The organism is Microbacterium oxydans (genome assembly GCF_000956405.1).
GTDB classification, from domain to species: Bacteria; Actinomycetota; Actinomycetes; order Actinomycetales; family Microbacteriaceae; genus Microbacterium; species Microbacterium oxydans_C.
Map to the genome: position 1 here is coordinate 184,309 of NZ_JYIV01000026.1, position 26,352 is coordinate 210,660.

General features: G+C 69.7%; 27 protein-coding genes. 16 read left to right on the plus strand and 11 right to left on the minus strand.

Annotated features, from left to right (window positions below; all coding sequences use genetic code 11):
* Nucleotides 1-50 precede the first annotated feature (50 nt).
* The 5 genes from RN51_RS10385 to RN51_RS10405 all read right to left on the minus strand — a co-directional run bounded on the left by RN51_RS10385 (nucleotide 51) and on the right by RN51_RS10405 (nucleotide 5,300).
* Nucleotides 51-1,139: an ABC transporter permease gene (locus tag RN51_RS10385; RefSeq protein ID WP_045263952.1), complete on the minus strand. Its 1,089-nt coding sequence runs from the start codon at nucleotides 1,137-1,139 to the stop codon at nucleotides 51-53.
* The gene (locus RN51_RS10390; protein WP_045263953.1) at nucleotides 1,136-2,020 is read right to left on the minus strand and encodes an ABC transporter ATP-binding protein; all 885 of its coding nucleotides are present in this window, start codon (nucleotides 2,018-2,020) and stop codon (nucleotides 1,136-1,138) included. Before RN51_RS10390 ends, RN51_RS10385 begins: the two co-directional genes overlap by 4 nt.
* Nucleotides 2,021-2,116: 96 nt before the next feature.
* Nucleotides 2,117-3,286, minus strand: coding sequence for a benzoate/H(+) symporter BenE family transporter (locus RN51_RS10395; RefSeq protein WP_045263954.1), 1,170 nt, complete (start codon nucleotides 3,284-3,286; stop codon nucleotides 2,117-2,119).
* A gap of 38 nt (nucleotides 3,287-3,324) precedes the next feature.
* Nucleotides 3,325-4,014, minus strand: coding sequence for a response regulator (locus RN51_RS10400; RefSeq protein WP_045263955.1), 690 nt, complete (start codon nucleotides 4,012-4,014; stop codon nucleotides 3,325-3,327).
* On the minus strand, nucleotides 4,011-5,300 hold the full coding sequence (locus RN51_RS10405) for a sensor histidine kinase (RefSeq protein WP_045263956.1): 1,290 nt from the start codon (nucleotides 5,298-5,300) through the stop codon (nucleotides 4,011-4,013). Before RN51_RS10405 ends, RN51_RS10400 begins: the two co-directional genes overlap by 4 nt.
* 149 nt (nucleotides 5,301-5,449) lie before the next feature.
* On the opposite strand from RN51_RS10405, the gene RN51_RS10410 reads away from it, so the two are divergent.
* The 5 genes from RN51_RS10410 to RN51_RS10430 all read left to right on the plus strand — a co-directional run bounded on the left by RN51_RS10410 (nucleotide 5,450) and on the right by RN51_RS10430 (nucleotide 10,115).
* Nucleotides 5,450-5,887, plus strand: coding sequence for a VOC family protein (locus RN51_RS10410; protein ID WP_197073231.1), 438 nt, complete (start codon nucleotides 5,450-5,452; stop codon nucleotides 5,885-5,887).
* Between the two features lies 1 nt (nucleotide 5,888).
* Nucleotides 5,889-6,581: a winged helix-turn-helix transcriptional regulator gene (locus tag RN51_RS10415; protein ID WP_045263958.1), complete on the plus strand. Its 693-nt coding sequence runs from the start codon at nucleotides 5,889-5,891 to the stop codon at nucleotides 6,579-6,581.
* The gene (locus tag RN51_RS10420) at nucleotides 6,578-7,261 is read left to right on the plus strand and encodes a dihydrofolate reductase family protein (protein ID WP_082066550.1); all 684 of its coding nucleotides are present in this window, start codon (nucleotides 6,578-6,580) and stop codon (nucleotides 7,259-7,261) included. The genes RN51_RS10415 and RN51_RS10420 overlap by 4 nt, the downstream gene beginning before the upstream one ends.
* A 154-nt stretch (nucleotides 7,262-7,415) precedes the next feature.
* Nucleotides 7,416-9,440 carry an MSCRAMM family protein gene (locus RN51_RS10425; protein WP_197073232.1) on the plus strand — a complete coding sequence of 675 codons (2,025 nt, stop codon included), beginning with the start codon at nucleotides 7,416-7,418 and terminating at the stop codon, nucleotides 9,438-9,440.
* A 330-nt stretch (nucleotides 9,441-9,770) separates the two neighbouring features.
* Nucleotides 9,771-10,115, plus strand: coding sequence for a hypothetical protein (locus RN51_RS10430; protein ID WP_156149160.1), 345 nt, complete (start codon nucleotides 9,771-9,773; stop codon nucleotides 10,113-10,115).
* Between the two features lie 72 nt (nucleotides 10,116-10,187).
* On the opposite strand, the gene RN51_RS10435 is transcribed toward RN51_RS10430, so the two are convergent.
* Nucleotides 10,188-10,997 (minus strand): Cof-type HAD-IIB family hydrolase, encoded by an 810-nt coding sequence (locus tag RN51_RS10435; RefSeq protein ID WP_045263961.1) that lies wholly within the window; start codon nucleotides 10,995-10,997, stop codon nucleotides 10,188-10,190.
* 11 nt (nucleotides 10,998-11,008) lie between these two features.
* Nucleotides 11,009-11,869 (minus strand): exodeoxyribonuclease III, encoded by an 861-nt coding sequence (locus RN51_RS10440; protein WP_045263962.1) that lies wholly within the window; start codon nucleotides 11,867-11,869, stop codon nucleotides 11,009-11,011.
* A gap of 178 nt (nucleotides 11,870-12,047) precedes the next feature.
* On the opposite strand from RN51_RS10440, the gene pyrE reads away from it, so the two are divergent.
* A complete protein-coding gene (gene pyrE, locus RN51_RS10445) occupies nucleotides 12,048-12,608 on the plus strand; it encodes an orotate phosphoribosyltransferase (RefSeq protein WP_045263963.1) in 561 nt (186 codons plus the stop codon).
* The gene (locus tag RN51_RS10450) at nucleotides 12,605-13,507 is read left to right on the plus strand and encodes an ROK family protein (RefSeq protein WP_045263964.1); all 903 of its coding nucleotides are present in this window, start codon (nucleotides 12,605-12,607) and stop codon (nucleotides 13,505-13,507) included. The genes pyrE and RN51_RS10450 overlap by 4 nt, the downstream gene beginning before the upstream one ends.
* Before the next feature lie 33 nt (nucleotides 13,508-13,540).
* Here RN51_RS10450 and RN51_RS10455 read toward each other — a convergent pair whose 3' ends face one another.
* From RN51_RS10455 to RN51_RS10470, 4 genes are all read right to left on the minus strand, one after another.
* The gene (locus tag RN51_RS10455) at nucleotides 13,541-13,810 is read right to left on the minus strand and encodes a hypothetical protein (protein WP_045263965.1); all 270 of its coding nucleotides are present in this window, start codon (nucleotides 13,808-13,810) and stop codon (nucleotides 13,541-13,543) included.
* A gap of 4 nt (nucleotides 13,811-13,814) precedes the next feature.
* Nucleotides 13,815-14,042, minus strand: coding sequence for a hypothetical protein (locus RN51_RS10460; RefSeq protein WP_045263966.1), 228 nt, complete (start codon nucleotides 14,040-14,042; stop codon nucleotides 13,815-13,817).
* Nucleotides 14,043-14,161: 119 nt separating this feature from the next.
* The gene (locus RN51_RS10465; RefSeq protein ID WP_045263967.1) at nucleotides 14,162-15,310 is read right to left on the minus strand and encodes an MFS transporter; all 1,149 of its coding nucleotides are present in this window, start codon (nucleotides 15,308-15,310) and stop codon (nucleotides 14,162-14,164) included.
* On the minus strand, nucleotides 15,307-16,209 hold the full coding sequence (locus RN51_RS10470; RefSeq protein WP_045263968.1) for a MurR/RpiR family transcriptional regulator: 903 nt from the start codon (nucleotides 16,207-16,209) through the stop codon (nucleotides 15,307-15,309). The genes RN51_RS10465 and RN51_RS10470 overlap by 4 nt, the downstream gene beginning before the upstream one ends.
* 165 nt (nucleotides 16,210-16,374) lie before the next feature.
* On the opposite strand from RN51_RS10470, the gene RN51_RS10475 reads away from it, so the two are divergent.
* The 9 genes from RN51_RS10475 (at nucleotide 16,375) to RN51_RS10515 (ending at nucleotide 26,333) form a co-directional block, all read left to right on the plus strand.
* Nucleotides 16,375-17,922 (plus strand): ABC transporter substrate-binding protein, encoded by a 1,548-nt coding sequence (locus tag RN51_RS10475; RefSeq protein ID WP_045263969.1) that lies wholly within the window; start codon nucleotides 16,375-16,377, stop codon nucleotides 17,920-17,922.
* A 66-nt stretch (nucleotides 17,923-17,988) separates the two neighbouring features.
* Nucleotides 17,989-18,960, plus strand: coding sequence for an ABC transporter permease (locus tag RN51_RS10480; protein ID WP_045263970.1), 972 nt, complete (start codon nucleotides 17,989-17,991; stop codon nucleotides 18,958-18,960).
* A complete protein-coding gene (locus RN51_RS10485; protein WP_045263971.1) occupies nucleotides 18,957-19,844 on the plus strand; it encodes an ABC transporter permease in 888 nt (295 codons plus the stop codon). The genes RN51_RS10480 and RN51_RS10485 overlap by 4 nt, the downstream gene beginning before the upstream one ends.
* On the plus strand, nucleotides 19,841-20,746 hold the full coding sequence (gene murQ / locus RN51_RS10490; protein WP_045263972.1) for an N-acetylmuramic acid 6-phosphate etherase: 906 nt from the start codon (nucleotides 19,841-19,843) through the stop codon (nucleotides 20,744-20,746). The genes RN51_RS10485 and murQ overlap by 4 nt, the downstream gene beginning before the upstream one ends.
* The gene (locus RN51_RS10495) at nucleotides 20,746-21,936 is read left to right on the plus strand and encodes an anhydro-N-acetylmuramic acid kinase (protein WP_045263973.1); all 1,191 of its coding nucleotides are present in this window, start codon (nucleotides 20,746-20,748) and stop codon (nucleotides 21,934-21,936) included. Before murQ ends, RN51_RS10495 begins: the two co-directional genes overlap by 1 nt.
* Complete coding sequence (locus RN51_RS18545; RefSeq protein ID WP_052674676.1) at nucleotides 21,933-22,436, plus strand: GNAT family N-acetyltransferase; 504 nt, start codon at nucleotides 21,933-21,935, stop codon at nucleotides 22,434-22,436. Before RN51_RS10495 ends, RN51_RS18545 begins: the two co-directional genes overlap by 4 nt.
* The gene (locus RN51_RS10505; protein WP_045263974.1) at nucleotides 22,433-23,599 is read left to right on the plus strand and encodes an enolase C-terminal domain-like protein; all 1,167 of its coding nucleotides are present in this window, start codon (nucleotides 22,433-22,435) and stop codon (nucleotides 23,597-23,599) included. Before RN51_RS18545 ends, RN51_RS10505 begins: the two co-directional genes overlap by 4 nt.
* Nucleotides 23,596-24,708: a serine hydrolase domain-containing protein gene (locus RN51_RS10510; protein ID WP_052674677.1), complete on the plus strand. Its 1,113-nt coding sequence runs from the start codon at nucleotides 23,596-23,598 to the stop codon at nucleotides 24,706-24,708. The genes RN51_RS10505 and RN51_RS10510 overlap by 4 nt, the downstream gene beginning before the upstream one ends.
* Nucleotides 24,705-26,333 carry an ABC transporter ATP-binding protein gene (locus RN51_RS10515; protein ID WP_045263975.1) on the plus strand — a complete coding sequence of 543 codons (1,629 nt, stop codon included), beginning with the start codon at nucleotides 24,705-24,707 and terminating at the stop codon, nucleotides 26,331-26,333. Before RN51_RS10510 ends, RN51_RS10515 begins: the two co-directional genes overlap by 4 nt.
* The last annotated feature ends 19 nt before the right edge of the window (nucleotides 26,334-26,352 follow it).

A 26,352-nucleotide genomic window follows, 5' to 3' on the forward strand; every position in this document is an offset into this window, starting at 1 on the left:
ACTGCGACGGTGGGTTTCGGCGTGCGGGATGGGTCTCGGCGCCAGGGGCCTCAGCCTCGCAGCGCCTCGGCGAGCTTGACGCGGGAGCCCATGCGCAGGAGCGAGTTCTCGTAGATCTTCGCGCCGATGACGATCGCGGCCACGCAGCTGGCGAGCAGGATCACGAGGCTCAGCAGCGGCTCCCACCACTGCGCCTCTCCCACGAACAGGCGCATGGGCATGCCGACCGGTGCGGAGAACGGCACGTACGACATGATCGTCAGCACCAGCGGGTTGTCGTTGAAGACGATGACCAGGATGTACGGCGCCATGATCAGCATCGTGATCGGCGTCGTGGTGGACCCGATGTCCTCCTGGCGCGAGACCATCGACGCCGCGGCTGCGAACATCGCCGCCAACAGGATGAAGCCGAACAGGAAGAAGATCGCGAACCAGATGATGGGCGCCCCCAGCGTCGTGAGCACCTCCCGTTGACCCGTCACGATCAGGCCGATCGTGGCGACCGCCGCCAGGGCGAGGATCTGGCCCATCGCGAGCACCGTGTTGCCGATCACCTTGCCGGCGAGCAGCGTGCGGGCCGGGATCGCCGAGAGGAGGACCTCGACCACGCGGGTCTGCTTCTCCTCCACGACGCTCTGTGCGATGGTGCCGCCGAACGTGGCTGCGGCCATCATGAACACGAGGCCGAACGCGATCGCGATGAAGTACCGCAGCAGCGGGTTGGTGGTCGCGGGCTCGAGGCTCACGATCTCGGGAGCGATCGACAGGGCCGAGACGATCTCGCCCGGGGGATCCTGCATCGCGATGATCGTGTATCCCGACGGCCCGTCGCCTTCGACCACCGCGGCATCGACCTTGTCGTCGCGCACCAGCTGTTCGGCTGCGGCCTGGTCGGCGACCGTGGTGACCTCGACGTTCGGGATGGCGGAGACGGCGGAGGCGGTCTCCGCGGTCGCGGCGATCGGCGTGGTCTCGGTGTTCTTGCTCGCGAACCCGCCGAACAGGATGCCGGCGAGGGCGAGGACCAGCAGGATGCCGGTGGAGATCAGGAAGGCCTTGCTGCGCAGCTTCGAACCGATCTCGCGCTCGGCGACGAGCCAGATGCCGTTCGAGCTGCGAACGGGGGAGGGGGTGCTCACTGGATGACCTCCTTGAAGATCTGGGCGAGGGACGGATGCTTGGGGGCGAAGCTGGCGACATCGCCGCGCTGCACGGCGGACTGCAGCACGCGCTGCGCCGTCTCCGGGCCGTCCGCGTCGAACAGGGCATAGCCGCCCTCGAAGTCGACGACCGTCACTCCCGGCTCGGTGCGCAGCCACCCGGCATCGCCCGCGGAGACCAGCTCGTAGCGGTCCCGCGCATGCTCGGCGCGGAGTGCGTCGCGTGAGCCCGCCGCGCGGATCGTGCCCCCGGCGAGGATGACCAGGTCGTCGCATAGCCGTTCCACCACGTCGAGCTGGTGGGAGGAGAACAGGATCGACGCGCCCTTCGCCGCGCTGGACTGCAGGACGCCCGCGACCACGTCGACGGCGAGGGGATCCAGGCCGGAGAACGGCTCGTCGAGGATGAGCACCTCGGGGTCGTGCACGAGCGAGGCGGCGATCTGTGCGCGCTGCTGGTTGCCGAGCGACAGCGACTCGATGGTGTCGTTCAGTCGCTCGCCCAGTCCGAGTTCCGTGAGCAGTGAGGTCGCCCGCTCCGTGGCCTCCTGCTTGCCGAAGCCGTGCAGGCGTGCGAGGTACACGATCTGCTCGAGCACCTTCATCTTCGGGTAGAGGCCGCGCTCCTCCGGCATGTAGCCGAAGCGTCGGCGGTCGGCGGTCGTCAACGGGGCACCGTCCAGATCGACGCGGCCGCCGTCCGACGACAGCAGCCCCAGCACGATCCGCATGGTCGTCGTCTTGCCGGCGCCGTTGCCGCCGACGAAGCCCGTCAGCCGCCCGGGGGCGACCGTGAAGGACACGTCGTCGAGCACGCGCCGAGAGCCGTAGCTCTTGGTGATGCCGGAGAGTTCGAGCATTCCTGTGGTCATACCCTCACGCTACGGAGCGCGCGTGACTCCGACATCCCCCGCACGGCGGACTCCGCAGGATCACCCGAGCGGGGGAGGAGGCGCTCAGCGGCGGGTGTGCAGCACCGTGCGCACGAGGAGACCGGCGACGAGGGCCCAGAACGCGGCGCTGACCCCGAGCACGGCGATCCCGGACGCGGCGACGAGGAACGTCACCACCGCGGGGATGCGCTCACCCGGGTCGTCGATGGCCTGCTGCACGGACGATCCGAACGCGGCGAACAGCGCGAGACCGGCGACCGCGGGGATCACGGCGGTCGGCGCCAGCACCACGAGCGCGGCGAAGGCCGCGGAGAACACGGCGAGCACGAGATACGACACCCCGGTCGAGACTCCGGCCACCCACCGCCGCTTCGGGTCGGGGTCGGCATCCGGAGAGGCGGCGAGAGCAGCGCTGATCGCGGCGAGGTTGATGGCGTGTCCACCCGCCGTCGCACCGAGCGCCGTGCCGACTCCGGTGACGAGCATGGCCGGGCGCCACGGCACCTCGTATCCGAAGCTGCGCATGATCGCGACGCCCGGTACATTCTGCGAGGCCATCGTCACGATGAACAGCGGCAGGGCGAGGCCCGCGAGCGCGCCGACCGTGAACGTGGGAGCGGTGAATTCGAGGCGCGGCAGCAGCACGCCGGGGTCGAAGGCTGCGTGCTCGATCGTCAGAGACACCGCGACCACCACGGCCGCGGCCACGAACGCGAACGGGACCGCCCAACGCGGGGCGAGGCGCGCGAACAGCAGCCAGGTGAGCACGACGGGCACCACGCCCCAGGGGTTCGCCACCAGGCCGGTGATCGGGGCGAGGCAGAGCGGCAGTAGCACCCCGGCGAGCATCGCCTGCGCGATGGACGGAGGGATGCGGGCGATCAGGGCTCCGAGCGCAGGCCAGAGCGCGGTGAGCAGGATGAGCGCGGCGGTGACCAGGAACGCACCCACTGCGGCCGGCCAGCCGCCTTCGACCGTGCCGGTGGCCACGAGGAGGGCGGCCCCCGGCGTGGACCAGGCGACGGTGATCGGCATCCGATACCGCCAGGCGAGCACGACGCACGCGAGACCCATCATGAGGCTGACCGCGAGCAGTCCGCTGGCCGCCTGCGCCGGGTCCGCCCCGACGGCGTCGAGCCCGGTCAACACGACCGCGAACGAGCTCGTGAACCCGACGAGCGCCGTCACCACTCCCGCCAGGATCGGGCGGGACAGGGGTGCGGCGTCGGGCATGGCTCCGAGGCTATCGCGGAGTCAGGGCAGATGCCGTCCTAGGCGAGGCCCATGCGATGTGCGAGCACCACCGCCTGCACACGGTCGCGTGCGCCCAGCTTCTGCAGGATGCGGGAGACGTGCGTCTTCACGGTGGCTTCCCCGATGAACAGCGCCTGCCCGATCTCGGCGTTGCTCCTGGCATCGGCGAGCAGGGTCAGCACCTCGGCCTCGCGTTCGGTGAGGGGCTCGGCGAGGGCGACGTTCGACACACCGCCGCTCCCGGTCGGCGCCGTGGACGAGACCGTCGGAGCAGGTGTCGCGGTGAAGCGGGCGAGCACGCGGCGGGTCACCTCGGGCGCGAGCATGCCGTCCCCGGCGGCGAGCGCCCTGACGGCGGCGATGAGGTCTTCCGCGCCGGCGTTCTTGAGCAGGAAGCCGCCGGCTCCGGCGTCGAGAGCCTGGTACAGGTAGTCGTCGCGATCGAAGGTCGTGACGATCGCGATCGCCGCTTCGACGGTGGGGTCGGCCACGATGCGTCTGGTCGCCTCGATGCCGTCCATATCTGGCATCTGCACGTCCATCATGATGACCTCCGGGCGGAGGGCGGATGCCTGCCCAACGGCCTCTGCACCGGTGGATGCCTCGCCGACCACCTCGATGTCGGGCTGCGTGTCGAGGATCGTGCGGAAGCCCGCGCGCAGCAGCGCATGGTCGTCGACCAGCAGCACGCGGATCGATCCGGTCATCGGCGCACGCTCGCTTCGTGTGTGACGGATTCATGTGTGACGGAGGCGACGGGAAGGGGCACCCGGGCGCGCACGCGCAGTCCTCCGAAGGGGCGGGGCGTCACCTCGAGCGTGCCACCGGAGGCCGCGGCACGCTCTCGCATCCCCAGCTGTCCGAGTCCAGGGCGCAGCTGCGAGACGGGGCGCCCCGTGTTCACGATCTCGACTTCGACGCCGTCGCCGTCGTAGCGCACGCGGACGTCGGCGGTCGCGTCGGGTCCGGCATGACGGCGGGCATTCGTGAGCGACTCCTGGGCGATGCGGTACAGGTTGACGGCGACGAGCGACGGGACGGGTGTCGGGTCTCCGATGACCGTGTACGCGGTCGGAAGCCCCGCCTCGGCCGACGCGTCGACGAGTTCGGCGATGTCGTCGAGGGTCAGGGTCGATGCGGCGTCGGAGGTCTCTCCGCCCGGTGCGCGCAGGGTCTCCAACAGCTGACGCAGCTCGTGGATGGCGTCGCGCGCCGACCCCTCGATGCCCGTGAGGATGCGAGAGGCCTCCGCCGGGTCCCGCTCCAGCACCAAGCGCGCAGCTCCGGCCTGCACGCCCATGACCGAGACGTGATGGGCGACGACATCGTGCAGCTCCCTGGCGATGCGCACCCGGTCGAGGGCGACGGCCTGGGCTGCGGTGACCTCTCGTTCGCGCTCGAGTTCGGCCGTCCGCTGCTCGAGCACGGCCAGCTGGGCAGCAGCCGTCCACGAGCGCTCGCCGAAGTAGTAGGCGCCGCCGAAGTAGAGCACGTTCAGCAGCAGCTGGATGAGCATGAAGGCCACGTAGGGCGACATGGCTCCGGCGATGACTTCCGCCTTGTCCGCCTCGCTGATCGCGTCCCGGTACATGGTGATCAGCAACCACACGAACATGCTGACGATGATCGCGACGCGCACGACGAGCGCGCGCCGGCGGTTGTTCATCCAGGCGCCGACCGTGTAGATCGCGATGAACATGGCGATGTTGCCGACGTAGATCTCGGGGATGCGGAGCGTCACGGCCGTGAAGTACGCGGCCACGACGACGACGGCGACGGTGCCGGGCCAGCGCCGGCGGACGGCCAGGGGAGCGGTGACGACCACCGCGTACACGAGGGCGGTCCACAACGGTGCCTGTTCCTTGCCGTACATCTCCGCGATGGAGGAGAGCGCCGCACTCAACACGGCGCCGACGAACAGCACGGCGGCGGGCACGAGGTCGCTGCGCCGTTCGCGCTCTGTCGGCGTGCGGATGAACGGGGCGGCGGGCATCCTTCCACCGTAGGGCGGGTCGTGGCGGTGCCGCATCCCCCGTGCGGGGGATCGGTGCCAACTTGCTATTGACAAGCATGCTTGTTTTTAACAAGCTATTCCCCAACGGGCTCACCGACCGATGAGCTCACACCTCCGGAGGAGCCATCATGACCAAGGTTTTCGTCAATCTGCCCACCACCGACCTCGAGCGCGCGAAGGCCTTCTACACCGCGCTCGGCTGCGAGATCAGCCCCCAGTTCACCGACGAGAACGCGGCGTGCGTCGTGTGGAGCGAGGACATCTACTTCATGATCCTCAAGCGCGAGTTCTTCTCGACCTTCACCGACAAGCCCATCGCCGACCCGAACGAGGTCGTCCAGGTCTCGGTGGCGTTCAGCCAGGACTCCCGCGAGGAGGTCGACGCGATCCTCGCGAAGGGCCTGGCGGCCGGTGGCGCCGAGCCGAAGCCCGTGCAGGACTACGGCTTCATGTACTCCCGCGACCTCGACGACCCTGACGGCAACTCGCTCGGCTTCCTCTACATGACGCCCGAAGCCGTCGAGAACGGCCCGGATCACGTGGCCGGCACCGCCACGTCGGCCTGACATGGCGGCGCGCAGCTACGGCCAGTACTGCGGTGTGACGACGGCCGTCGAGCTGATCGGGGAGCGGTGGGCGCTGCTCATCGTCCGTGATCTGCTCGTCGGACCGCGCCGCTACACCGACCTCAAGCAGGGCCTGCCGCGCATCCCCACGAACATCCTGTCCACTCGGCTGAAAGAGCTGCAGGAGGGTGGGGTCGTGCGACGTGTGCCGCTGCTGAACTGCGGACTCGTGTACGAGCTCACCCCCTACGGTCGCTCCTTCGAGCCGATCATGCTCGCCCTCGGCCGTTGGGGCTTCCAGGCGATGGGCGACCCGGAGGAGGGCGACGTCGTCACGGCCGATTCCCTCACGATGGCGCTGCGCACGGCGTTCGTCGCCGAGAGCGCGCTGGACGCGGAGTACGAACTGCACGTCGGCGATGTCGCCCTCCGTGCGTCGGTGCGCGACAGTGAGCTCCGCGTCGCGCAGCTCGAGCCTCCTGCGCCGCCGGTCGGCGGACGTCTGCCCGACGGGCCGCCGGACGCAGTGATCGTCGCGGGCCCCGGCATCCGTCGGTTGATCGGCGGCGACATCACGCCGGCTGAGGCCTTGGCTCAGGATGTGGTCGCGGTCGTCCGCGGCGACACATCGTTGCTGGACTCCTTCGCCGACACCTTCCACATCGCACGAATGGCAGTAGGGAGCACGACATGAACAACCGATATGCCGATGAACAATTTGCCGATGGACAACGTGCCGATGGAAAACGGGCGCCCGGTCGCATCCTGATCGATCTCTTCACCTCGCTCGACGGCGTCGCGCAGGGTCCCGGCGGTACGGATGAAGACACCTCCGGCGGGTTCCGGTTCAGCGGCTGGCAGGCCGGCTACCCCTCGTCCGGCGTCGGACCCGAGATCGAGAAGGGGATGCGAGGGCTCGATGCGCTGCTGCTCGGGCGACGCACCTACGACATCTTCGCCTCCTATTGGCCGCACCACACCGAGGGTGAGTCCGGCGACATCGGCACGCTCTTCAACCGCGTGCCGAAGTACGTCGCGACCCGGGACGCCGATGTCGCGCTCGACTGGGAGGGCAGTACCCGCGTCGGTGCCGACCTCCCCGCAGAGATCGCGGCCATGCGGGCGGCCCACCGCGAGGTGCACGTGATCGGCAGCATCGACTTCGTGCACACGCTGCTCGCCGAGGGGCTCTTCGATGAGCTGAACCTCTGGGTGTACCCGCTGCTGCTCGGCGCGGGCAAGAAGGTCTTCGACGATGGCGCGTTGCCGTCTGTGCTGCGTCTGCTCGAGCCGCCCATCACCGACGAGGCCGGGGTGACGCTGCTCCGCTACGCTCGGACCGATCGGGTGCCGGAGGTCGGTACGTTCGAGTGATCACGGCCGGGTAACTCCCGTGGATCGACTATTCCCTTCCTATGTCTCGAACCCCTATGTTCGAGATGAACGTTGCCGTGCGATCGGCACTGGCTCGAGGCCGACGCGGTATCACGATGATGCGTACGCGGCCTCCTTCACGGGTGGGATGAAGATGACGCGACGACGCGGGATGCTACGAGCTGTGCTGGGCGGGATGGCGGCCTTTGCGCTCGCCCTGGGAGGGGCGACAGCCGGCGCGGCCGCAGAGGATCCCGTCGTCACCGGCTCGATCTCCGGAACAGTGACGGCGGATGCGGGAGGGGCGGCGCTGGAAGGCATCCAGGTCTTCGCGCAGCGGGACGGCGCGCTGGAACGCGTCGACGCCGTCACCGACGCGAGCGGCGGATACACGCTCGCCGGGCTGACCGATGGCGCCTACCTGGTCCAGTTCGTCGCACCGGACGGCTCGTTCGCGACGGAGTACTGGAACGACGCCAGCGATTCCCTCGGCGCGCAGCGCGTCACCGTGACAGGCGGATCAGCGGTCACAGGCATCGATGCCGCGCTTGCGCCTGCACCTTCGGCATCGATCACCGGGACCGTCACACGCGAGGATGACGGGTCGCCGGTCTCGGGCGTCGCCGTCTCGGCGAGAGGACAGAGTCCTGCCGCGGAGGCCTCTGTCCTCACGGACGCGTCTGGCGCGTACACGCTGGACGGGTTGCCCGCCGGTTCCTACATCGTCGAGTTCTACGCGGAGGGCAAGGACCTGAAGCGCGAGTACTGGCAGAACACCTTCGACTACTCCCAGGCGACGCCTGTCGTCCTCACCGAGGGTCAGGCAGTCTCCGGTATCGACGCCTCGCTTGCGGCAGGAGGTTCGATCGCCGGTGTCGTCACGCGCGCCGACGGCGGGGCGCCTCTGACGGACGCCACGGTGAACGCCCTCGATGCGAACGGCGAGATCGCCGCTTTCGCCCGAACCGATCTCGCCGGTAGATACGAGGTGGGCGGCCTCCCCGCCGGCTCCTATCGCGTAGCGTTCGTGGCACCCGGTCCTGGAGTGGCCTCGGAGTACTGGGAGGACGCCTACAGCTTCGAGGCGGCGACCCCCGTGGTCGTCACCGAGTTGCAGACGACCTCGGGAGTGGATGCGGCGCTCGAGACCGAAGGCTCCATCAGCGGATCAGTGACCAAGAGTTCCGACGGGACCCGTGCGCTCGGAGCGGTGACCATCACCAGTGTCGACGATGACAACCACTCGTACTTCGTGGGTGTGTCGAACGCGGGAACCTATCAGGTGGCCGTCGCACCCGGTACGTACCGCGTGCACTTCGAGCCGTTCGATTCCGGTCTGCTCGCCGAGTACTGGGCCAACGCCTCCACGAAGGCATCCGCGACTCCCGTCAGCGTGTCTCCCGGGGGAAGCGCCACGGGAATCGATGCGCAGCTCGACGCCGCCGCTATCGTGACCGGCACCGTCACTCTCGACACCACTGTGGGGCGAGAGGTCATCGTCGAGGCGTGGTCGGGTCAGAAGGTCGTCGGCACGGCCTTCGCTGATCTTCAGACCGGCGCTTACTCTCTGAGCATCCCTGAGGGATCGTTCATCCTCAAGGCCTCGGCGAACTTCTACAACGACCGCACGACGATCGCGCAGCCGCAGTTCTATGACGGCGTCGACACGGCGGCACTGGCGACCCCCGTCGTGGCGACCCTCGGGACTCCTGTCTCCGGGATCGACTTCACCCTCATCGCGGTCACCAACCCCGAGCCTCAGCCGAAACCCACGCTCACGCTCGCGGCGGGCTCGATCCGTGCCGGCAAGGACATCACCGTCTCGGGCACCGGATTCACGCCGGGCATGGCGATCGAATTCGAGTTGCACTCCGATCCGGTCAAGCTCGGGACGCTGACCGCGGGTGCGGACGGCGTTCTCCAAGGCAACCTCCGCATTCCGGCGAGCGTGCCGGCGGGTACGCACACCCTGGTGGCGCTGACGGGCACGACGGTGATCGCGAGCGCGACGCTCACGGTCGACGGAGCCGTGACGGGCGGGGCGGGTGGAAGCGCCGCGGCGCCTGGCACCGGCTTGGCCAGCACCGGGCTCGATGCCCCAAGCGCGATCGTCGCCGCCGGTCTCGTGCTCGCAGTGCTGGGTGGACTGCTCGTAGGGCGTCGCCGCGTCGGGCTGTAGATGCCTCCTGAACTGGTGATCGGGCCGGTACTGATCGCGATCGGCGTGGTGCTGATCTTTTTCGTGGACCCATCTCGCGGACCTTCCACCGATGTATGGAGCGGATGTATGGAGCGCCGCTGGCCGACGATGCGATACCACCCGAGACGACTCCGATGAGGATGCTCGTGGTGGGAATCTTCTTCATCGGCTTCGGGATCTTCACCGGGACAAGCGCGTTCCTGAGCTGAGATCGTGGGGGAAGGTTGGATGCCTCAACCCGAGCGAGAGATCGGCGCTTCCCGGAGGAGGGTGCGAGCGATGCGGCTGATGCGAACGCGCTCACATCGTGTGATCGCGCTCGCTTCCGTGGCAGGCGTGGTGCTCGTTCTCGCGGGATGTGAGACCGCATATCAGTACGGGCCGTACGCGTTGGGCACCGACGGTGAGAACCTCTCGGTCGCATCCGGCGAGATCGTCGTGGTCGGCGGCGACAATCCGGGTCCTGTCAACCGTGTCGGCCTGAAGTCGACCGCTGAACCCGGCGTGCGCTATTTCCTGGACATGAACGAGGCACTGGGGCAGGTCACGTCCGCGCTCTTCAGGGTTCCGGAGGGCGGGCTCTCTCCCGGTGAGTGGCTGACACCGGAAGGCGATGTATCTTCCGAGCCCTGTTCCCGTCCCGATACGACCTGACTCGCGTCTCGCCTGCTCCGTTGGCATGTGCGTCGACGGCGCCCGCAGTGATGACCTGACGGGTACTAAGCGTCAGCCGAGCAGGCGCTCGATCACCTGCGCCACACCATCCTCGTCGTTCGAGGCGGTGGTCTCGTCGGCCGCATCCTGCACGAGGGGTTCGGCACCGGCCATTGCGACGCCGTGCCCCGCCCAGCGGAGCATCTCGACGTCGTTGAGCGCATCGCCGAACGCCATCACGTCAGCACGGTCGATGTCGAGATGCTCGCAGAGTCGCGCGAGGCCTGTCGCCTTGGTGACGCCCTCCGCCATGACCTCGACGAACGGGGCGCCCGACAGCGTCGCCTCGAAGCCGGTGAGTCCGAGCGAGCGCAGGGTGTCGAACAGGGCGGCAGGGGCGAGTTCGGGATGGCGGATCACGAACTTCAGGCTCGGTGCGCACAGCACCTGCTCCAGCGGTACGCCGCCCATCGTGGCCGGGTCGCGCTTGTGATCGGAGAGGGCGGCGATCGCGGCGTAGCCGTCCTGGGCGACGAACGTCTCACCGGCGTCGCGCACGCTCGCGAACAACAGGCCGGGGATGCTCGCGCGCAGAGCTTCGGCGAGCGTACGGATGGTCTCGGAGGGCAGCTCTTCGGCGAACAGCATCCGCCCGTCGTCGAGGCGCACCGCGTAGGCGCCGTTGCTGCACAGCGCCCACCTGTCGAACCCCGCGTCCGCAGCGATGGCACGGAGGCCGATCGGTTGGCGTGCGGTGACCGGGACCACGTGGATCCCGCGGGCCCGGGCCGCGTCGAGGGCCGCGCGGGTACGCGGAGTGACGGCCGAAGTGGAGTCGAGCAGGGTGCCGTCGAGATCGGTGGCGATCAGCCGCACGCGCACGTGTTCGGCCCTCAGGAGAAGATCATCGGCATGTCGTCGTCGTCATCGGCGCCGTCCGTCCCGAGACGACGGCTGTCGAGGTCGACGACCACCGGGACGTGATCGCTGGGCTGCTCGCCTTTGCGCTCGTCGCGGTGGATGGATGCGCCCTGCACGGCCTCGGCCAGGGTGCGCGAACCGAGCACGAAGTCGATGCGCACACCCTCGTTGCGCGGGAACTTCAGGCGCTGGTAGTCCCAGTAGGTGAAGCCTTCCGGGATCAGCGGGCGCACCACGTCGGTGACCCCGGCGTCCTGGAACGCGAAGAACGCGTCGCGCTCCTGCGGGGACACGTGGGTCGAGCGGCCGACCACGATGTCGGGGTCGCCGTTGTCGACGTCGAACGGGATGATGTTGAAGTCGCCGACCAGGGCGAGGGGCAGATCGGGGTTCGCCGACAGCTCGGCGGCCGTCGACCTCTTGAGCTGCTCGAGCCAGTGCAGCTTGTAGAGGTAATGCGGGTCTTCCAGCGAGCGGCCGTTCGGCACGTACAGGCTCCACACCCGCACGCCGTCGACCATCACGCCGAGCGCGCGTGCTTCGAGCGGCGCATCCGGTCCTTCATGCCCCTTCGCGAAGCCGGGCATGCCGTCGAACGAGGTGCGCACGTCGGTGATCGGGAGGCGGCTCGCGATCGCCACGCCGTTCCACTGGTTCAGCCCGTGCACCTCGACGTGGTACCCGGCCTCCTCGAACGGCCCGTACGGGAACTGCTCCGGCTTGCACTTGATCTCCTGCATCGCCAGCACGTCGATGTCCTCTCGGACGGCGAACTCGACGGTGCGGGTGACACGGGTGCGGATGGAGTTGACGTTCCAGGTGGCCAAGCGCATGCGTCAAGCCTAGTTGCGGGATCCGACACCGGATGCCGCGCGGGTCGTCGCCGGGAGCGTCATGGCTGCCACCTGCATGCCCGCAGGACGGATGCATGAGCCTCAAGGCCGAACGCTCATGCATCCGGCCCAACCTCATGCATCCGCGCGTGCGCCCGTGCCTCCTACACTGGATGCCGTGACCGCACTCGACGCAGACCGCCAGACGCTCCTCGACCTCATCAAGGACGAGGCGGTGTTCCACGGCGACTTCACCCTCTCCAGCGGCAAGCAGGCGACGTACTACGTCGACATGCGCAAGCTCACACTCGACCACCGCGCCGCTCCCGCGATCGGCCGCATCATGCTCGACCTAATCGGCGACCTCGATGTCGTGGCGGTCGGCGGGCTGACGCTCGGCGCCGACCCGATCGCGAACTCGGTGCTGCATGCCTCGGTCGCCGCCGGCACACCCCTCGACGCGTTCGTCGTGCGCAAGGAGCCCAAGGATCACGGGCGTGGCCGCCAGATCGAAGGCGCCGACGTCAAGGGCAAGCGCGTCGTCGTGCTCGAAGACACCTCGACCACCGGACAGTCGGCGCTCAAGGCCGTCGAAGCGCTGCGCAAGGAGGGCGCCGAGATCGTCGCCGTCGCCGTGATCGTCGACCGCAAGACCGGAGCGCAAGCCGCCATCGAAGCCGAGGGCCTCGAGTGGCGTGCGGCCTTCGACCTCGACGACCTCGGACTCGACCCCCAGTGACGCGCTACGCGCTGGCCGTCGACGTCGGCGGCACGAAGATGGAGGCTGCGCTCGTCGGCGAGGACGGCCGGCTCGTCGAGGGGAGCAGGAGCCGACAGGCGACAGGGCGCGAAGCCACTCTCGCCTCGCTCGATGCCTCGGTGGTCGCGATCGTCGAGCACGCGCTGGCGGCTCTTCCCGCTGATGCCGAGCTCGTCGGAGCGGGAGTCGGCAGCGCCGGACCGATCGATCGCAGCGTCGGGGTGATCATGCCCGTGAACATGCCCCTGGCGCGCGGGTTCCGTCTCGAGGAATCCGTGCGCGCGGCCGCGTCCACAGCCCTGGGAAGCGACGTGCGCACGGTGCTCGGTCATGACGGCGGTGCGCTCGCCCTCGCCGAATCCTGGCTCGGGGCGACGCAGGGCGCTGGTGCCTCGCTGTCGATCGTCGTCTCGACGGGTGTCGGCGGCGGGTTCGTCGCGAACGGCGCGTACATCCCGGGCGCCACCGGCAACGCGGGCCACCTGGGTCAGGTGCGCCGCGAAGGTGGGCTGACCCTGGAGGAGATCGCCTCGGGTCCGGCGAGCGCCGCCTGGGCGCAGACGCAGGGCTGGACCGGGGCCACGGGGGAGGACCTGGCCCGTGACGCAGCCGCCGGAGACACTGTCGCTCGTGCGGCGATCGAGCGCTCCGCCCGCGAGGTGGGCGGAGCGTTGGCGGATGCGGCGACCCTCGTCGACCTCGACGTCGTCGCCATCGGCGGTGGATTCTCGCGCGTAGCGGCCGACTACATCGACCTCGTTCAGGCAGCGCTCACCGCGAGCGCTGCGCATGAGTACTCGCGCCGCACCAGGGTCGTGCGCTCCGGGCTGGGCGACGAGGGGCCGCTCATCGGCGCCGCCGCCCTCGTGCTGCGGTAGACGAAGACACGCCGGGCTGCGGTCGGCGAGGCCTCAGCGATTCGCAGTGAGCAGGTGCCGCGGTGGTCCTTCGAGCCGTGCGACGGAGATCTTCAGATCGGTGACGTCGGCGGCGACGGCGTCGATACGGGTGCTGAGCTTCTCCTCGACCCCGTCGATACGGGTGCTGAGCTTCTCCTCGACGGCGTCGATACGTTCGTCGATGCGGCGGACCATCCAGGCGCCTGCTGCGAAGAGGCTCGCGCCGAGGGTGAGCACGATGCCGAGAGCGCTGAGGACGATGGTGACGGTCTCCGTGCCCACGGGCTCACCCTCTTCTCGCAGTGAGCAGATGGCGGGGAGGACCTTCGAGTCGGGCCACGGAGATCTTGAGGTCGGTGACGTCGGCGTCGACCGCGTCGATATGGGCCGTCAGCTTGTGGTCGACGGCGTCGATGCGGCGGAACATCCAGGCGGCGCCGACGAACATGCTCGTGCCGAGCGTCACCACGACGCCGACGGCGCTGATGATGGTCGCGAGGGTCTCCGTGGACACGCGTGCTCTCCTTGATCGGCTGGGTACATCGACGACGTTACGCCGCTCATCCCGGTGTGCGCGCCGGTATTCCAGCATCTGTGAAGAGGTCGCGGAGGTTGCGCGATGTGGAGAAGAGGTCAGTGCGTCGCAGGCGTCTTCCGCGGCGCCCGGCCGGCGGCGAGCATCAGCACCGGCACCAGCGCGCACAGCACCGCCGACGCGAAGAACGTCGCGCTCGATGCGGGGTCACGTCCGATCAGGAGGATCACTGTCGGCACGAACGTGCCGCCGACCGCGCCGCACGCGACGAGAGCACCGGTCGCGGCGGCACTGCGAGCAGGGTCGAGGCGGTCGAGCGCGAGGCCGAGGATGAGCCCATAGCTCGGAGCCAGCAGCACGACCACCACGGCCAATGCGACGAGTGCGCCGCCTGGGGCGGATTCCACCAGGAAACCTGCAGCAGCCATCAGCACAGCCGCGGTGCCCGTAGCGGAGACCAGGATCACGATCGGCGACACGGTGAGCCGGCGCAAGGCTGCGGCCCCGAAACGGCCGACCGCCATGAGTGCCCAGAACGCGGAGGTTCCGAGGGCAGCCACGCCGGGATCGAGCGCGAGCGTGCGCTCCGGGATCACGGCCGACCACCCCGACAGCACGGTCTCGACACCGACGTAGAGCGGCAGAGCCACCGCGAACGGAAGCAGCACGAGCAGCCCGCGCGCATCGCGATGGGTCGGCCTCTCGGAGCGCGTGAAGGCGGTCGACGGCCCTGCGAGCATCACGATGGTCAGGAGGGGTACGAGTGCCAGCACGCCGAGCACCGGCGGAGTGTCGGATCCAGCGGCGATGAGCAGCGGCGTCACGGCCGCGCACACGGCGACCGTGCCGAGCAGGGCGCTGAGCAGACCCGTCGCGCTGCCCACCGCCACAGACTTCGCCGCCACGGATCCCGAGGCCTCCACCAGCCCGAAGCCGAACCCGGCGACGGCGGCCGCGGTGATGAACAGGGCGGGTGTGCCGGCCAGAGCCGCCACGGCGATGGCGGCGGCCTGGAGGGCACTGCCGAGGATCAGCGTGGTCTGCGGCGGCCTGCGCATCAGCAGCGGCCCGGAGGCCAGCACCCCCACGAGCAGCCCGGCGAACAGTGCGGGCACGGCGACGCTGAGGTCGGCCGCCATGGCCCGTTCGACCGAGGGGAGGATCGCCGGAACGAAGGCGGCCGTGACGCCGAGCCCCGCGAACGCGGTGAACAGTCCAGCCCGCCCGCGTCGGGCGCCGTCGATCACGCTCCGGTCGTCCGCACGCGGTGCACGGCGGCGAACGTGTCGCGCAGCGCCTCCATCGAGCGGTCGTAGTTCGACTGGGCGACGCCGATGAAGATGCAGTCGACCACCATGAGCTGGGCGATCCGGCTGCCCAGGGCTCCGGAGCGGAAGCCGGTCTCGCGCGCGGCGGTCGTGAGGACGATGTCGGCCTGATCGGCGAGGGGAGCGCCCGCGTGGTTGGTGATCGCGATGGTGGTGGCGCCCGCCTGCCTGGCGAGCAGCAGGAACTCGATCGTGTCGGTCGTGGCACCCGTGTGCGACACCGCGATCGCGACGTTGCCGGCACCGAGCGTCGCGGCCGAGGTCCAGGCGGCATGCGGGTCCGACCATTCGAGTGCCGTGCGCCCGATGCGGGTGAGCTTGCGCTGCAGGTCGAGTCCCACGATGGAGCTGGCGCCGACGCCGAAGATGTCGACCCTGGTCGAGGAGGTGATGGCATCCACGGAGGCGCGCAGCGACTCGGTGTCGAGCACCTTCGCGGTGTCGGCCAGGGAGAGCGTCTCAGCGAGCGAGACCTTCGCGACGATGTCGGCCAGGGTGTCGTTGCGGTCGATGTCGCCCGAGACGGCGGGCAGCGCGGCGGTGTCGAACGTCTCGCGCTCGACGTCGCGCAGCACGTGGTTGCGGAGCTCGCGCACGTGCTCGTACCCGAGGCGCTTGCAGAACCGGACGACCGAGGTGGTGGACGTGTCGCAGCGGTGGGCGAGCTCGGCGACCGAGAGGCCCGCGGTTCCCGCGGGGTCGGAGAGGAAGAGATCGGCGATTCGCTGCTCGCTCGGACGCAGTTCAGGGCGGATCGCGCGCATGCGGACGAGCACGGGGTGTGCGCCGGCTTCGTCGCGGGCGGCTTTATGAGGCATGGGGTCTCCGATCGCTGTTCATAACAGTAGAGGAACTTCTGTTACATCAGTAGTGACCTTCGTGTACTTTTGGTACCAACCAAGACCGACGACGTTCACGGGGCGGCAGGCAACAGCGCCTGACCCGACGCCACGGCGGCGCGTCACACTCAGGAGGATCCAGCAATGAGCACAGCACGCTGGGCGTCACTCGGCGCTCTCACGGCGACGGGCCTCGCCTTCGCCCTCGTCATCACCGGGTGCTCCGCACCCGCATCCGACCCGAAGCCCTCCGAGGGCGCGGCGGGCGGCGACCTCGTCATCGGCGTCACCAGCGACCCCGACACCCTTTTCCCCTGGAAGGCGACCCAGTTCCAGGCCGTCAACGTGCTCCAGAACCTCTACGGCACGCTGACCGAGTTCGACGAGGACCTCAACGTGGTCCCCGGCCTTGCCGAGTCGTGGGACGTGTCCGAAGACGGTCTCACCCTGACCTTCCACCTGCGCGAGGGTGTCACGTTCGCCGACGGCAGCACGTTCGGCTCCGAAGACGTGAAGTACTCGCTCGACGCGATCGCAGCCGAGGCCACCGCAGCCGTCGCGCGCAGCTCGCTCGCCTCCGTCACCGCGGTCGAGGCCACGGACGAGAACACCGTGACCCTGACGCTCAGCGCTCCGGATGCCGCTCTTCCGGCCAACCTCGCCGTCATCAACATGGCGATGCTGTCCTCGGACGACACCGAAGAGGGGCTGAACACCACCCCGAACGGCACCGGCCCCTTCGTCCTGGACAGCCGCAAGGCCAGCCAGTCGCTCACGCTCGCGAAGAACGACGACTACTGGGGCGACGCCGCGCTGCTCGACACCGTCGAGTTCCGCGTGATCCCCGACGAGTCGTCGATCGTCTCGGCGATGCAGTCCGGCAACGTGCAGCTGGCGGTATTCGACGACCCGCTGGTCGCGCAGACCGCCGAGGGTGCCAACGTGGAGGTCGCCACGACCCCGCAGCTGAGCTACCACGCCCTGCAGCTGAACGCCACGCGTGGAGACCTCGCCGACGTCAACGTCCGTCTCGCCGTCCAGTGCGCGATCGACCGCCAGGAGGTGCTCGACACCGCAGCCCTCGGCGAGGGAGAGGTCACCGGACCGATCACCTCTCCCGCGTACAAGTCCGACCCCGATGCGCGCCCGTGCCCCGAGCGCGACCTCGACAAGGCGGCCGAGTACCTGAAGAAGGCGGGCAAGGAGGACGGCGTCACCATCAAGACGATCGTCTCCCAGGGCGAGTACGCCACCTCGGTGAACGAGGCGCAGAACCTCAAGGCGCAGTTGGCCGACGCCGACATCACGCTCGACCTCGAAGTGCTCGAGTCCGGAGCGTTCGTCGACCGCTGGATCGCAGCCGACTTCGACGCCGCGGTCGCCCTCAACGGCGGTCGTCCCGACCCCGACGGCATGTACGGCCGCTACTTCACCAGCACCGGAAACCTGAACAAGGTCGCCGGCTACTCCTCGCCCGAGCTCGACGCGCTGTTCGCGGAAGGACGCCAGACGGCCGATCCCGACAAGCGCAAGGACATCTACGCGCAGGTCTCCGAGAACCTCGAGGACAACGCTGCGTGGATCTGGCTGTTCACGAGCTACACCTACACGGCGACCGCCTCGAACGTCGACGGCTTCGTCCCGATGGTGAACGGCTCGCTGCAGTACCTGCGGACCACCTCCATCAAGTAGCGGATCGAGGGGGCGCGGTCGCCCCGCGCCCCCTCCCTCCCCGACGACAGGCACCCACACACGCGCATGTTCAGACAGCTCCTCCGCAACAGTGTGCTGCGACGCATCCTCGCAGCCCTCGGCACGCTCCTCGGCGTCGCCATCTTCGTCTTCCTGATGCTGCGGGCCATCCCCGGCGACCAGATCAGCTCCGGCCTCGGCACCGAGGCGGCCGCGCTCACGCCCTCCCAGCGCGCCGCCCTCGAGTCGTACTACGGCCTCGACCAGCCGCTCATCGTGCAGTTCTTCTCCTGGCTCGGCAACATCTTCACCGGCAACCTCGGCTTCTCCTCGCGGGCGCAGACGAGCGTCCTCGATCTCACCGCCGCCGCCCTCCCCGTGACTTTCGAGCTCGCGATCATCTCGATCGTGATCGCCCTCGCCATCGGCATCCCGCTGGGGATGCTCTCCGCCTCGAAGCCCGACTCGTTCCGCGACGGCGTCGGTCAGGTCGTCGGGCTCGCCGGGCTCTCGATCCCCGCGTTCCTGCTCGGCACGGCATTGCTCGCGATCCTGGCCCAGTCGTTCGGGTTCAACCCCAACGGGCAGGCCTACGCCACGCTCTTCGAGAACCCGCTGCTGAACCTCCAGCAGATGCTGCTGCCCTCGATCGTGCTCGGTTTCGGCATCGCGGCCCCGATCATGCGCACGACCCGCACCGCGGTGCTCGAGATCCGCTCCAACGACTTCATCCGCACCGCCAGGGCGAAGGGCGTGCCCCCGCGCCGGCTGCAGGTGCGCCACGTGCTCGGCAATGCGCTGGTGCCCATCGTCACGATGACCGGTCTGCAGTTCGGCTACCTCCTCGGAGGTGCGGTCGTGGTGGAGCAGATCTTCTCGCTCCCCGGCATCGGGCGTCAGGTGCTGCTCGGCATCCAGCAGAAGGAGTACGCCCTCGTGCAGAGCACCGTGCTCGTGATCGCGCTCGCCTTCGTCATCGTCAACCTGCTCACCGACCTGCTGTACCGGGTCATCGATCCTCGGGTGCGTGCCGCATGACCGACATCTCTCAGACCCCGACCATCGCCCCCGGCGGCGGGCGCACCATGGAGCGCGTGCGTCTCCTGCTGCGCAGCCGCAGCGGTCTCGCCGGCCTCATCATCGTCGTGCTCCTCGCGGTGCTGAGCCTCGTCTCGGCGTTCGGCCTGCTGCCGTTCGATCCGCTCGCGCAGGATCCGCCCTCCCGTCTGCAGCCGCCGTCGGCCGTGCACTGGTTCGGCACCGACCAGTTCGGTCGCGACGTGTTCTCCCGTGTCGCCGCCGGCGTCGCCAACTCGGCGCTGATCTCCGTGGTCGCCGTGGCCTTCGCGACCGTGGTCGGCACGGTCTGCGGCCTGATCGCCGGCTTCTACCGCGGTTTCTCCGACGGGGCGATCACCGCTGTCACCAACGTGCTGTTCGCGTTCCCCCCGCTGCTGCTCGCCCTCTCGCTGGCGTCCGTGTTCGACCGCAACTGGTTCACGATCGCCGTGGCCATCGCGATCGTCTACGTGCCGATCTTCATCCGCGTCACTCGCGGCCCTGTGCTGTCGCTGCGCGAGGTGGAGTATGTCAAGGCGGCCAAGAGCACGGGGCAGAGCCGCATGGCGACCATGTTCCGACACGTGCTGCCGAACATCACCTCGATCATCATCGTGCAGGTCACGCTGTCGCTCTCGTGGGCTGTGCTCACCGAGGCGTCGCTGAGCTTCCTCGGACTCGGCACGCCGCCGCCCGCACCGTCGCTCGGCTCGATGATCTTCGAGGCGCGCACGCTCGTCACGATCGCCCCGTGGACCATGATCGCGCCCGGCGTGATCGTCGTGCTCCTCGTCGTCGGTCTGAACCTGCTCGGCGACGGTCTGCGCGACAGCCTCGACCCTCGGAACAGAGGAAAGCGATGACCATGGAGGATCTCGGCGCACTGGCCACCGAGGCCAGCGACCCCCGATACGCGGAGCTCGACCGGATGAGCGTCGCAGAGCTCGCGCGGACCATGAACGAGGCCGATGCCACGGTGCCGGCCGCGGTGCAGCGGGCTCTGCCCCAGATCGTGCCGGCGATCGAGGCGACGGCCGCGCGCATGGCGCAGGGCGGACGCCTGGTGTACGTCGGCGCAGGCACCCCCGGACGCATCGGTGTGCTCGATGCCTCGGAGTGTCCGCCCACGTTCAGCACCCCGCCGGAGCTGGTGTTCGCGATCATGGCCGGCGGTCCCGGTGCGATCGTGAATCCCGTCGAAGGCGCGGAGGACGACGCGGAAGCCGGCGCTGAGGCCATCGACGCGGCGGGCATCGGTCCGCTCGACACCGTGATCGGCATCGCCTCCAGCGGACGCACGCCGTACGTGATCGCGGCAGTGCGCCGGGCACGTGAGCGTGGAGCACTCAGCATCGGCCTGTCGTGCAACGTCGACACCGCGTTGAGCGCCGCCGCCGAGCACGGGATCGAGGTCGAGGTCGGCCCTGAGGTGCTCTCCGGCTCCACCCGTCTGAAGTCCGGCACGGCTCAGAAGCTGGTGCTGAACATGTTCTCGACCATCTCGATGGTGCGCAACGGCAAGGCCTACGGCAACCTGATGGTGGATGTGAAGGCCACGAACCACAAGCTGCGCGAGCGCGCGATCCGCATGGTGCAGACCATCGCGGACGTCGATCGCGCCGCGGCCGTCGCCGCCCTCGAGGCCGCGTCCTTCGACGTGAAGCTCGCGTCGATCATGATCCGCCGCGGCGAGGACCTCGCCGCGGCCACCGCACGACTGGACGCGGCCGACGGTCGGCTGCGCACCGCACTGGAGGAGAACTGATGCGCGTCCTCGGACTGATCTCCGGCACCTCGCACGACGGGATCGATGCCGCCGTCGTCGACTTCACCACCAGCGGGGGGTTCACCCACCACGGCGTGGATCTGCAGGGAAGGGTGCTCGCGGCGACGAGCGTGCCCTACACGCCAGAGCTGCGGGCGCGACTGATCGCGGCACTGCCTCCGGCGCAGACGACCCTCGCCGAGGTGGCCGAGCTGGACACTCTCATCGGGCAGGCGTTCGCCGACGTCGCGGCCGACGTCGCGGCAGAGGTCGGCGGCGTCGACGCGGTCTGCTCGCACGGCCAGACCGTGTACCACTGGGTCGACGGTGCCCACGCGCTCGGCACCCTGCAGATCGGGCAGCCCGCCTGGATCGCCGAGAAGGTCGGTGTGCCCGTGGTGTCCGACATCCGCATCCGCGACATCACCGCGGGCGGACACGGAGCCCCGCTGGTGTCGTTCCTCGACGAGCTGCTGCTGCGCGGCCGTGCCGGAGTGTCCGCGGCACTGAATCTGGGCGGCATCTCGAACATGACCGTCGTGCGGCCCGACGGCCTGGTCGCCTACGACATCGGACCGGCGAACGCCCTGGTCGATGCCGTCATCGTGGAGCACGGCCTCAACCCGCTCGGTTACGACGACGACGCCGCGATCGCCCGCACCGGACAGGTGGACGAAGCGCTCCTGGCCGCGCTGCTCGAGGACCCCTACTACGCGCTCACCCCGCCCAAGAGCACGGGCAAGGAGCACTTCCACCTCGGCTACGTGCACGAGCACCTGGCCGCGCAGGGCCGCGAGCTCGCGGTCGCCGACGTCGTGCGCACCCTCACAGAGCTCACGGTGCGCACGGTCGCCCGTGATGTCGAGGCCGCAGGGATCGGCTTCCTCGCGGTGTCCGGTGGCGGGTGCCGCAACCCGCTGATCCTCGAAGGTCTGCGCGCCGCCCTGCCCGCGACCGAGGTCGTGCTGGCGGACGAGCTGGGGGCCGCAGCCGACAGCAAGGAGGCGATCCTCCTGGCGCTGATCGGCTGGTCCACGATGCACGGCGTGCCCGCGATCGTCCCCGGCGGCACGGGGGCGCGCGAGCCGCGGATCCTCGGCACCATCACGCCGGGCGTCGGCCCGCTGCAGATGCCGGAGCCCGTCGCCGCCATCGACTCCCTCGTGCTCACGGAGGCCTCGGCATCGTGAGTCTCCCCGTGCGCCCCGCCACCCCGGACGACCTGTCCGGGGTGCTCGGCGTGTTCCTCGCCTGCTGGCGGGAGAGCTATCGCGGTGTGCTCCCGGATGCCGCGATCGACGCGATGACCGACGAGCGTGCCGAGGCGCTGTGGCGTCGGGTGCTGGCCGACTCTCGGGGCGTCGTGCTGGTGGCCGAACGCGAGGGCGAGATCGTGGGGATCACCCGCTACGCCACCACCCCCGAAGACGACGGCCATGTGGACGGTGCCGTGCATTCTCTCTACGTCTCGCCGCGCGCCCACGGCGGTGGGATCGGCGGTGCACTGCTGGCACGGGCGACCGAGGAGCTGCGGGCGGCGGGAGCCGAGGCCGCCACGCTCTGGGTGTTCGCGGCCAACGCCCCCTCGATCGGGTTCTACGAGTCGAAGGGCTGGCACGCAGACGGGGCCACCCGCACGCAGCCGGAGTTCGGCGAGCCGGAGCAGCGCATGCGCAAGGAGTGGTCATGAGCGCGGGCTCGAACGCCGTCGTGCGCATCCGCGTGCTCCGGGTGTCGTCGCCCCTGGTGCGCCCCTTCGTCACGGCCGTGCGCCGCACCGACCACCTCGATGTCGTGCTCGTCGAGGTCACGGACGCCGAGGGTCGTCGCGGATATGGTGAGGCCGCCACGAGCTGGCGCGTCACGGGGGAGAGCCCGCAGAGCGTGGCCGCTGCTGTCGCGGGGCCGCTCTCCGAGGTCGTCCTGCAGCGCGATGCCGGTGATCCCGCCCTCGCGACCGACATCGCACGCGCCATCTGGGGCAACGCCGCCGCCCGCAGTGCCGTCGAGTGCGCCGTCGCCGACCTCTCCGCGCAGCAGCAGGGATCGCCGCTCGTCGCGGACCTCGCTTCGTCCCTCGCTGTGGACAGCACCTCGAGAATCCCGCGCATCCGCACCGACATGACCCTGTCCGCGGGGGAGCCGTCCGCGTTGGCGGCGCTCTCCGAGGAGCACGTCGGCGCGGGCTTCGGCTGCCTCAAGATCAAGGCCTCCGCGGCGCACGACACCATCGCCGGACTCCGGGCGGTCCATGCCGCCGTCGGGCCCGACATCACGCTGCGGGTCGACGCGAACCAGGCCTGGGACGTCGAGACGGCGATCCGCGTCATCCGTGCCGCAGAGGACGCGGGGCTCGGGCTCGAACTCGTCGAGCAGCCGGTCGCCGCGTACGACCTCGACGCGCTCGCCGCCGTGACGGATGCGGTGGACACCCCGATCATGGCCGACGAGTCGGTGCGTACGGCGCGCGATGTGCGTCGGATCTCCGAGCGTGGTGCCGCCGACCTCATGAACCTCAAGCTCGCCAAGACGGGCGGCCTCGCCGAGGCGCTCGTCGCCGCTGAGGCTGCGCGCACCGCCGGGCTCGGCGTCGTGATCGGCTGCATGATGGAGTCGCACGTCGGAGTGAGCGCCGCCGCCCATCTCGCGGCCGCCGTCGCCCCGGATGTCGTGCACGACCTGGACGCGGCGTTCTGGCTGCAGAGCTCGCCCGTGACCGGCGGAGTCAGGCTGACCGGGGATGCACTCGACCTCGACCTCAACAGCGGGAACGGCATCGGCATCACGGGCCTGCTCGCAGATGAGCCGGAGATCCTCGTCGACCTCTCCACGAGAGCCGGGGTGACTGCATGAGCGCCGCCGCCGCCGTCTCCGCCGTCCTGGCCGCACCATCCGGCCCGCGCGGCGTCGTCGCGGGTGTCATCACGGACGCAGGGCGGGATGTCGCCGCCGGCGGCCTGGCCGACCTCGCCGGGACCGCCATGACCACCGGTACCGCCTTCGACATCGCCTCGGTGTCGAAGGTCGCCGCGACCACCACCGCGATCCTCCGGCTGGTCAGCGGCGGGGAGCTGCGCTTCGACGACCCGGTCGACCGCTTCGTCCCCGGTACCGCCTGTGCGCCCGGGACGACCGTGCGCCACCTGCTGCAGCACCGTGCCGGCCTCTGGGAGTGGCAGCCGCTCTACCTCGACCGCGCGCATGCGGGAGACCCCGCGGCGGCGATGGACGCGATCCCGCTCCGTTACGCCCTCGACGAGGCCCGACACTACTCCGACCTGGGCTTCATGCTGCTCGGTCGCATCATCGCCGCGATCGCCGGACGGCCCCTGGACGCCGCAGTGCGGGAGCTCGTCACCGCGCCGCTCGGTCTCGCCCGCACCGGCTACGGTCCCGTCGGTCAGCCCGTCGCCTCCTCCGCTGTCGGCGATGCGGCCGAGCGCCGGATGGTCGCGACCGGAGTGCCGTACCCCGTGCTCACCGCGGACACCGACTTCGCCTGGCGCGACGACGAGATCAGCGGTGTCGTGAACGACGGCAACTGCTTCCATGCCCTCGGCGGCGTGTCCGGGCATGCGGGGCTCTTCAGCACCGCCGATGACCTGCTGACCCTCGGCGCCGCGCTCGCCGCGCCCGAACGGCACCCCGACCTCTGGCACCCGGAGACCGTGGCCGAGCTGTTCCGAGACGGGCCCGACACCGGCCAGGCACTCGGGTGGCGCAGCGACACGGCCGCCCTCGCCGGTCGGCCGACCCGCGTGCTCTGGCACCCCGGTTTCACCGGTTGTGCGCTCGGGATCGTGCCGGGGACCGGTGCGTCCGCGGTGCTGCTGACCAACCGACTCTTCGCCTCCGAGCCCGTGCCGACCGAGACGCTGTGGCGTACGGCTCTCCCCCCACTCCTGCCTGATGGCAACGCTTCTGACAACGCTTTCGACAACGAAGGAACGAGAACCCCATGAGCACCACCGAGCCCGTGCTGAGCATCAGCGGCCTCGCCGTCGCCTTCCGGACCGGTTCCGAGCTGGTCACCGCCGTCAGCGACGTCACCATCGACATCGCCGCAGGCGAGACCGTCGCGGTCGTGGGGGAGTCGGGCTCGGGCAAGTCGACCACTGCAGCCGCGGTCAACCGTCTGCTCCCGGAGAACGGCGTGATCACCGCAGGCAGCATCCGCTTCGACGGTCGCGAGCTGACCGACCTGCCGGAGAACGCGATGATCTCGCTGCGGGGTGCCGGGATCGGGCTCGTGCCGCAGGACCCGATGTCGAACCTCAACCCGCTCATGCGGGTGGGCGAGCAGATCGGCGAGGCGCTCGAGGTGCACGGACACACGCACGGCGACGCCACCAAGGCACGAGTCGTCGAACTGCTGGAGATGGTGGGCATCGCCGACGCCGCGCAGCGCGCGCACCAGTACCCGCACGAGTTCTCCGGCGGCATGCGTCAGCGTGTCCTGATCGCGATGGGCCTGGCGTGCAAGCCGCGTCTGCTGATCGCGGACGAGCCCACCTCGGCGCTCGACGTGACCGTGCAGCGGCGCATCCTCGACCAGCTCGACACCCTCACCGACGAGCTCGGCACCGCGGTCTTCCTCATCACGCACGACCTGGCCCTCGCGGCCGAGCGCGCCGACCGCATCGTGGTGATGTTCCGCGGCCGTGTCGTCGAGGAGGGCACCTCTGCCCAGGTGCTCGGCGCTCCGCAGCACGAGTACACCAAGCAGCTGCTCGCGGCGGCTCCGAGTCTCGCCTCGCGCCGTGACGCCCTGCCGCAGCGCGAGACCGCCACGGGAACGCCGTTCGTCGAGATCCGCGACCTCCGCAAGGAGTTCGCGCTGCGCGCGCCCAAGCCGGGCGAGCCCGAGACCTTCACCGCCGTCGACGGGGTGAGCTTCGAGATCCGGCGCGGCACGACGGTCTCGATCGTGGGCGAGTCGGGCTCCGGAAAGTCGACGACCGCGAACATGGTGCTGGGTCTCGAAGACGCCACGTCGGGTTCGATCCTGTTCGACGGGCTCGACCTGACCACGCTCCGACGCAAGGAGCTGTTCGCCCTGCGTCGACGTGTGCAGCCCGTCTTCCAGAACCCCTACGCCTCGCTCGACCCGCGTTACACGGTCGAGCAGTCGATCGCCGAGCCGCTGCGCGTGCACCGCATCGGCACCGCGGCCACCCGCCATGCCCGTGTGCTCGAGCTGCTCGAGCAGGTGGCCCTGCCCGCGGCCATGGCCGAACGTCTGCCGCATGAGCTCTCCGGAGGGCAGCGTCAGCGCGTGGCGATCGCCCGGGCACTCGCGCTCGAACCCGAGCTGGTGGTGCTCGACGAGGCGGTGTCGGCCCTCGACGTGCTGGTGCAGGCGCAGATCCTCGACCTGCTCGCCGACCTGCAGAAGCGGCTCGGGCTCAGCTACCTCTTCATCAGCCACGACCTCGCGGTGGTGCGCATGATCTCCGAAGAGGTGCACGTCATGCAGCGGGGCGTCGTGGTCGAGAGCGGCACCCCCGAGCGCATCTTCGACGCCCCGCAGCACCCGTACACGCGAGAGCTCCTCGCCGCGATCCCCGGGGCGTCACTGGCGTCCTGAGCGCGCGCCGATGTCGACC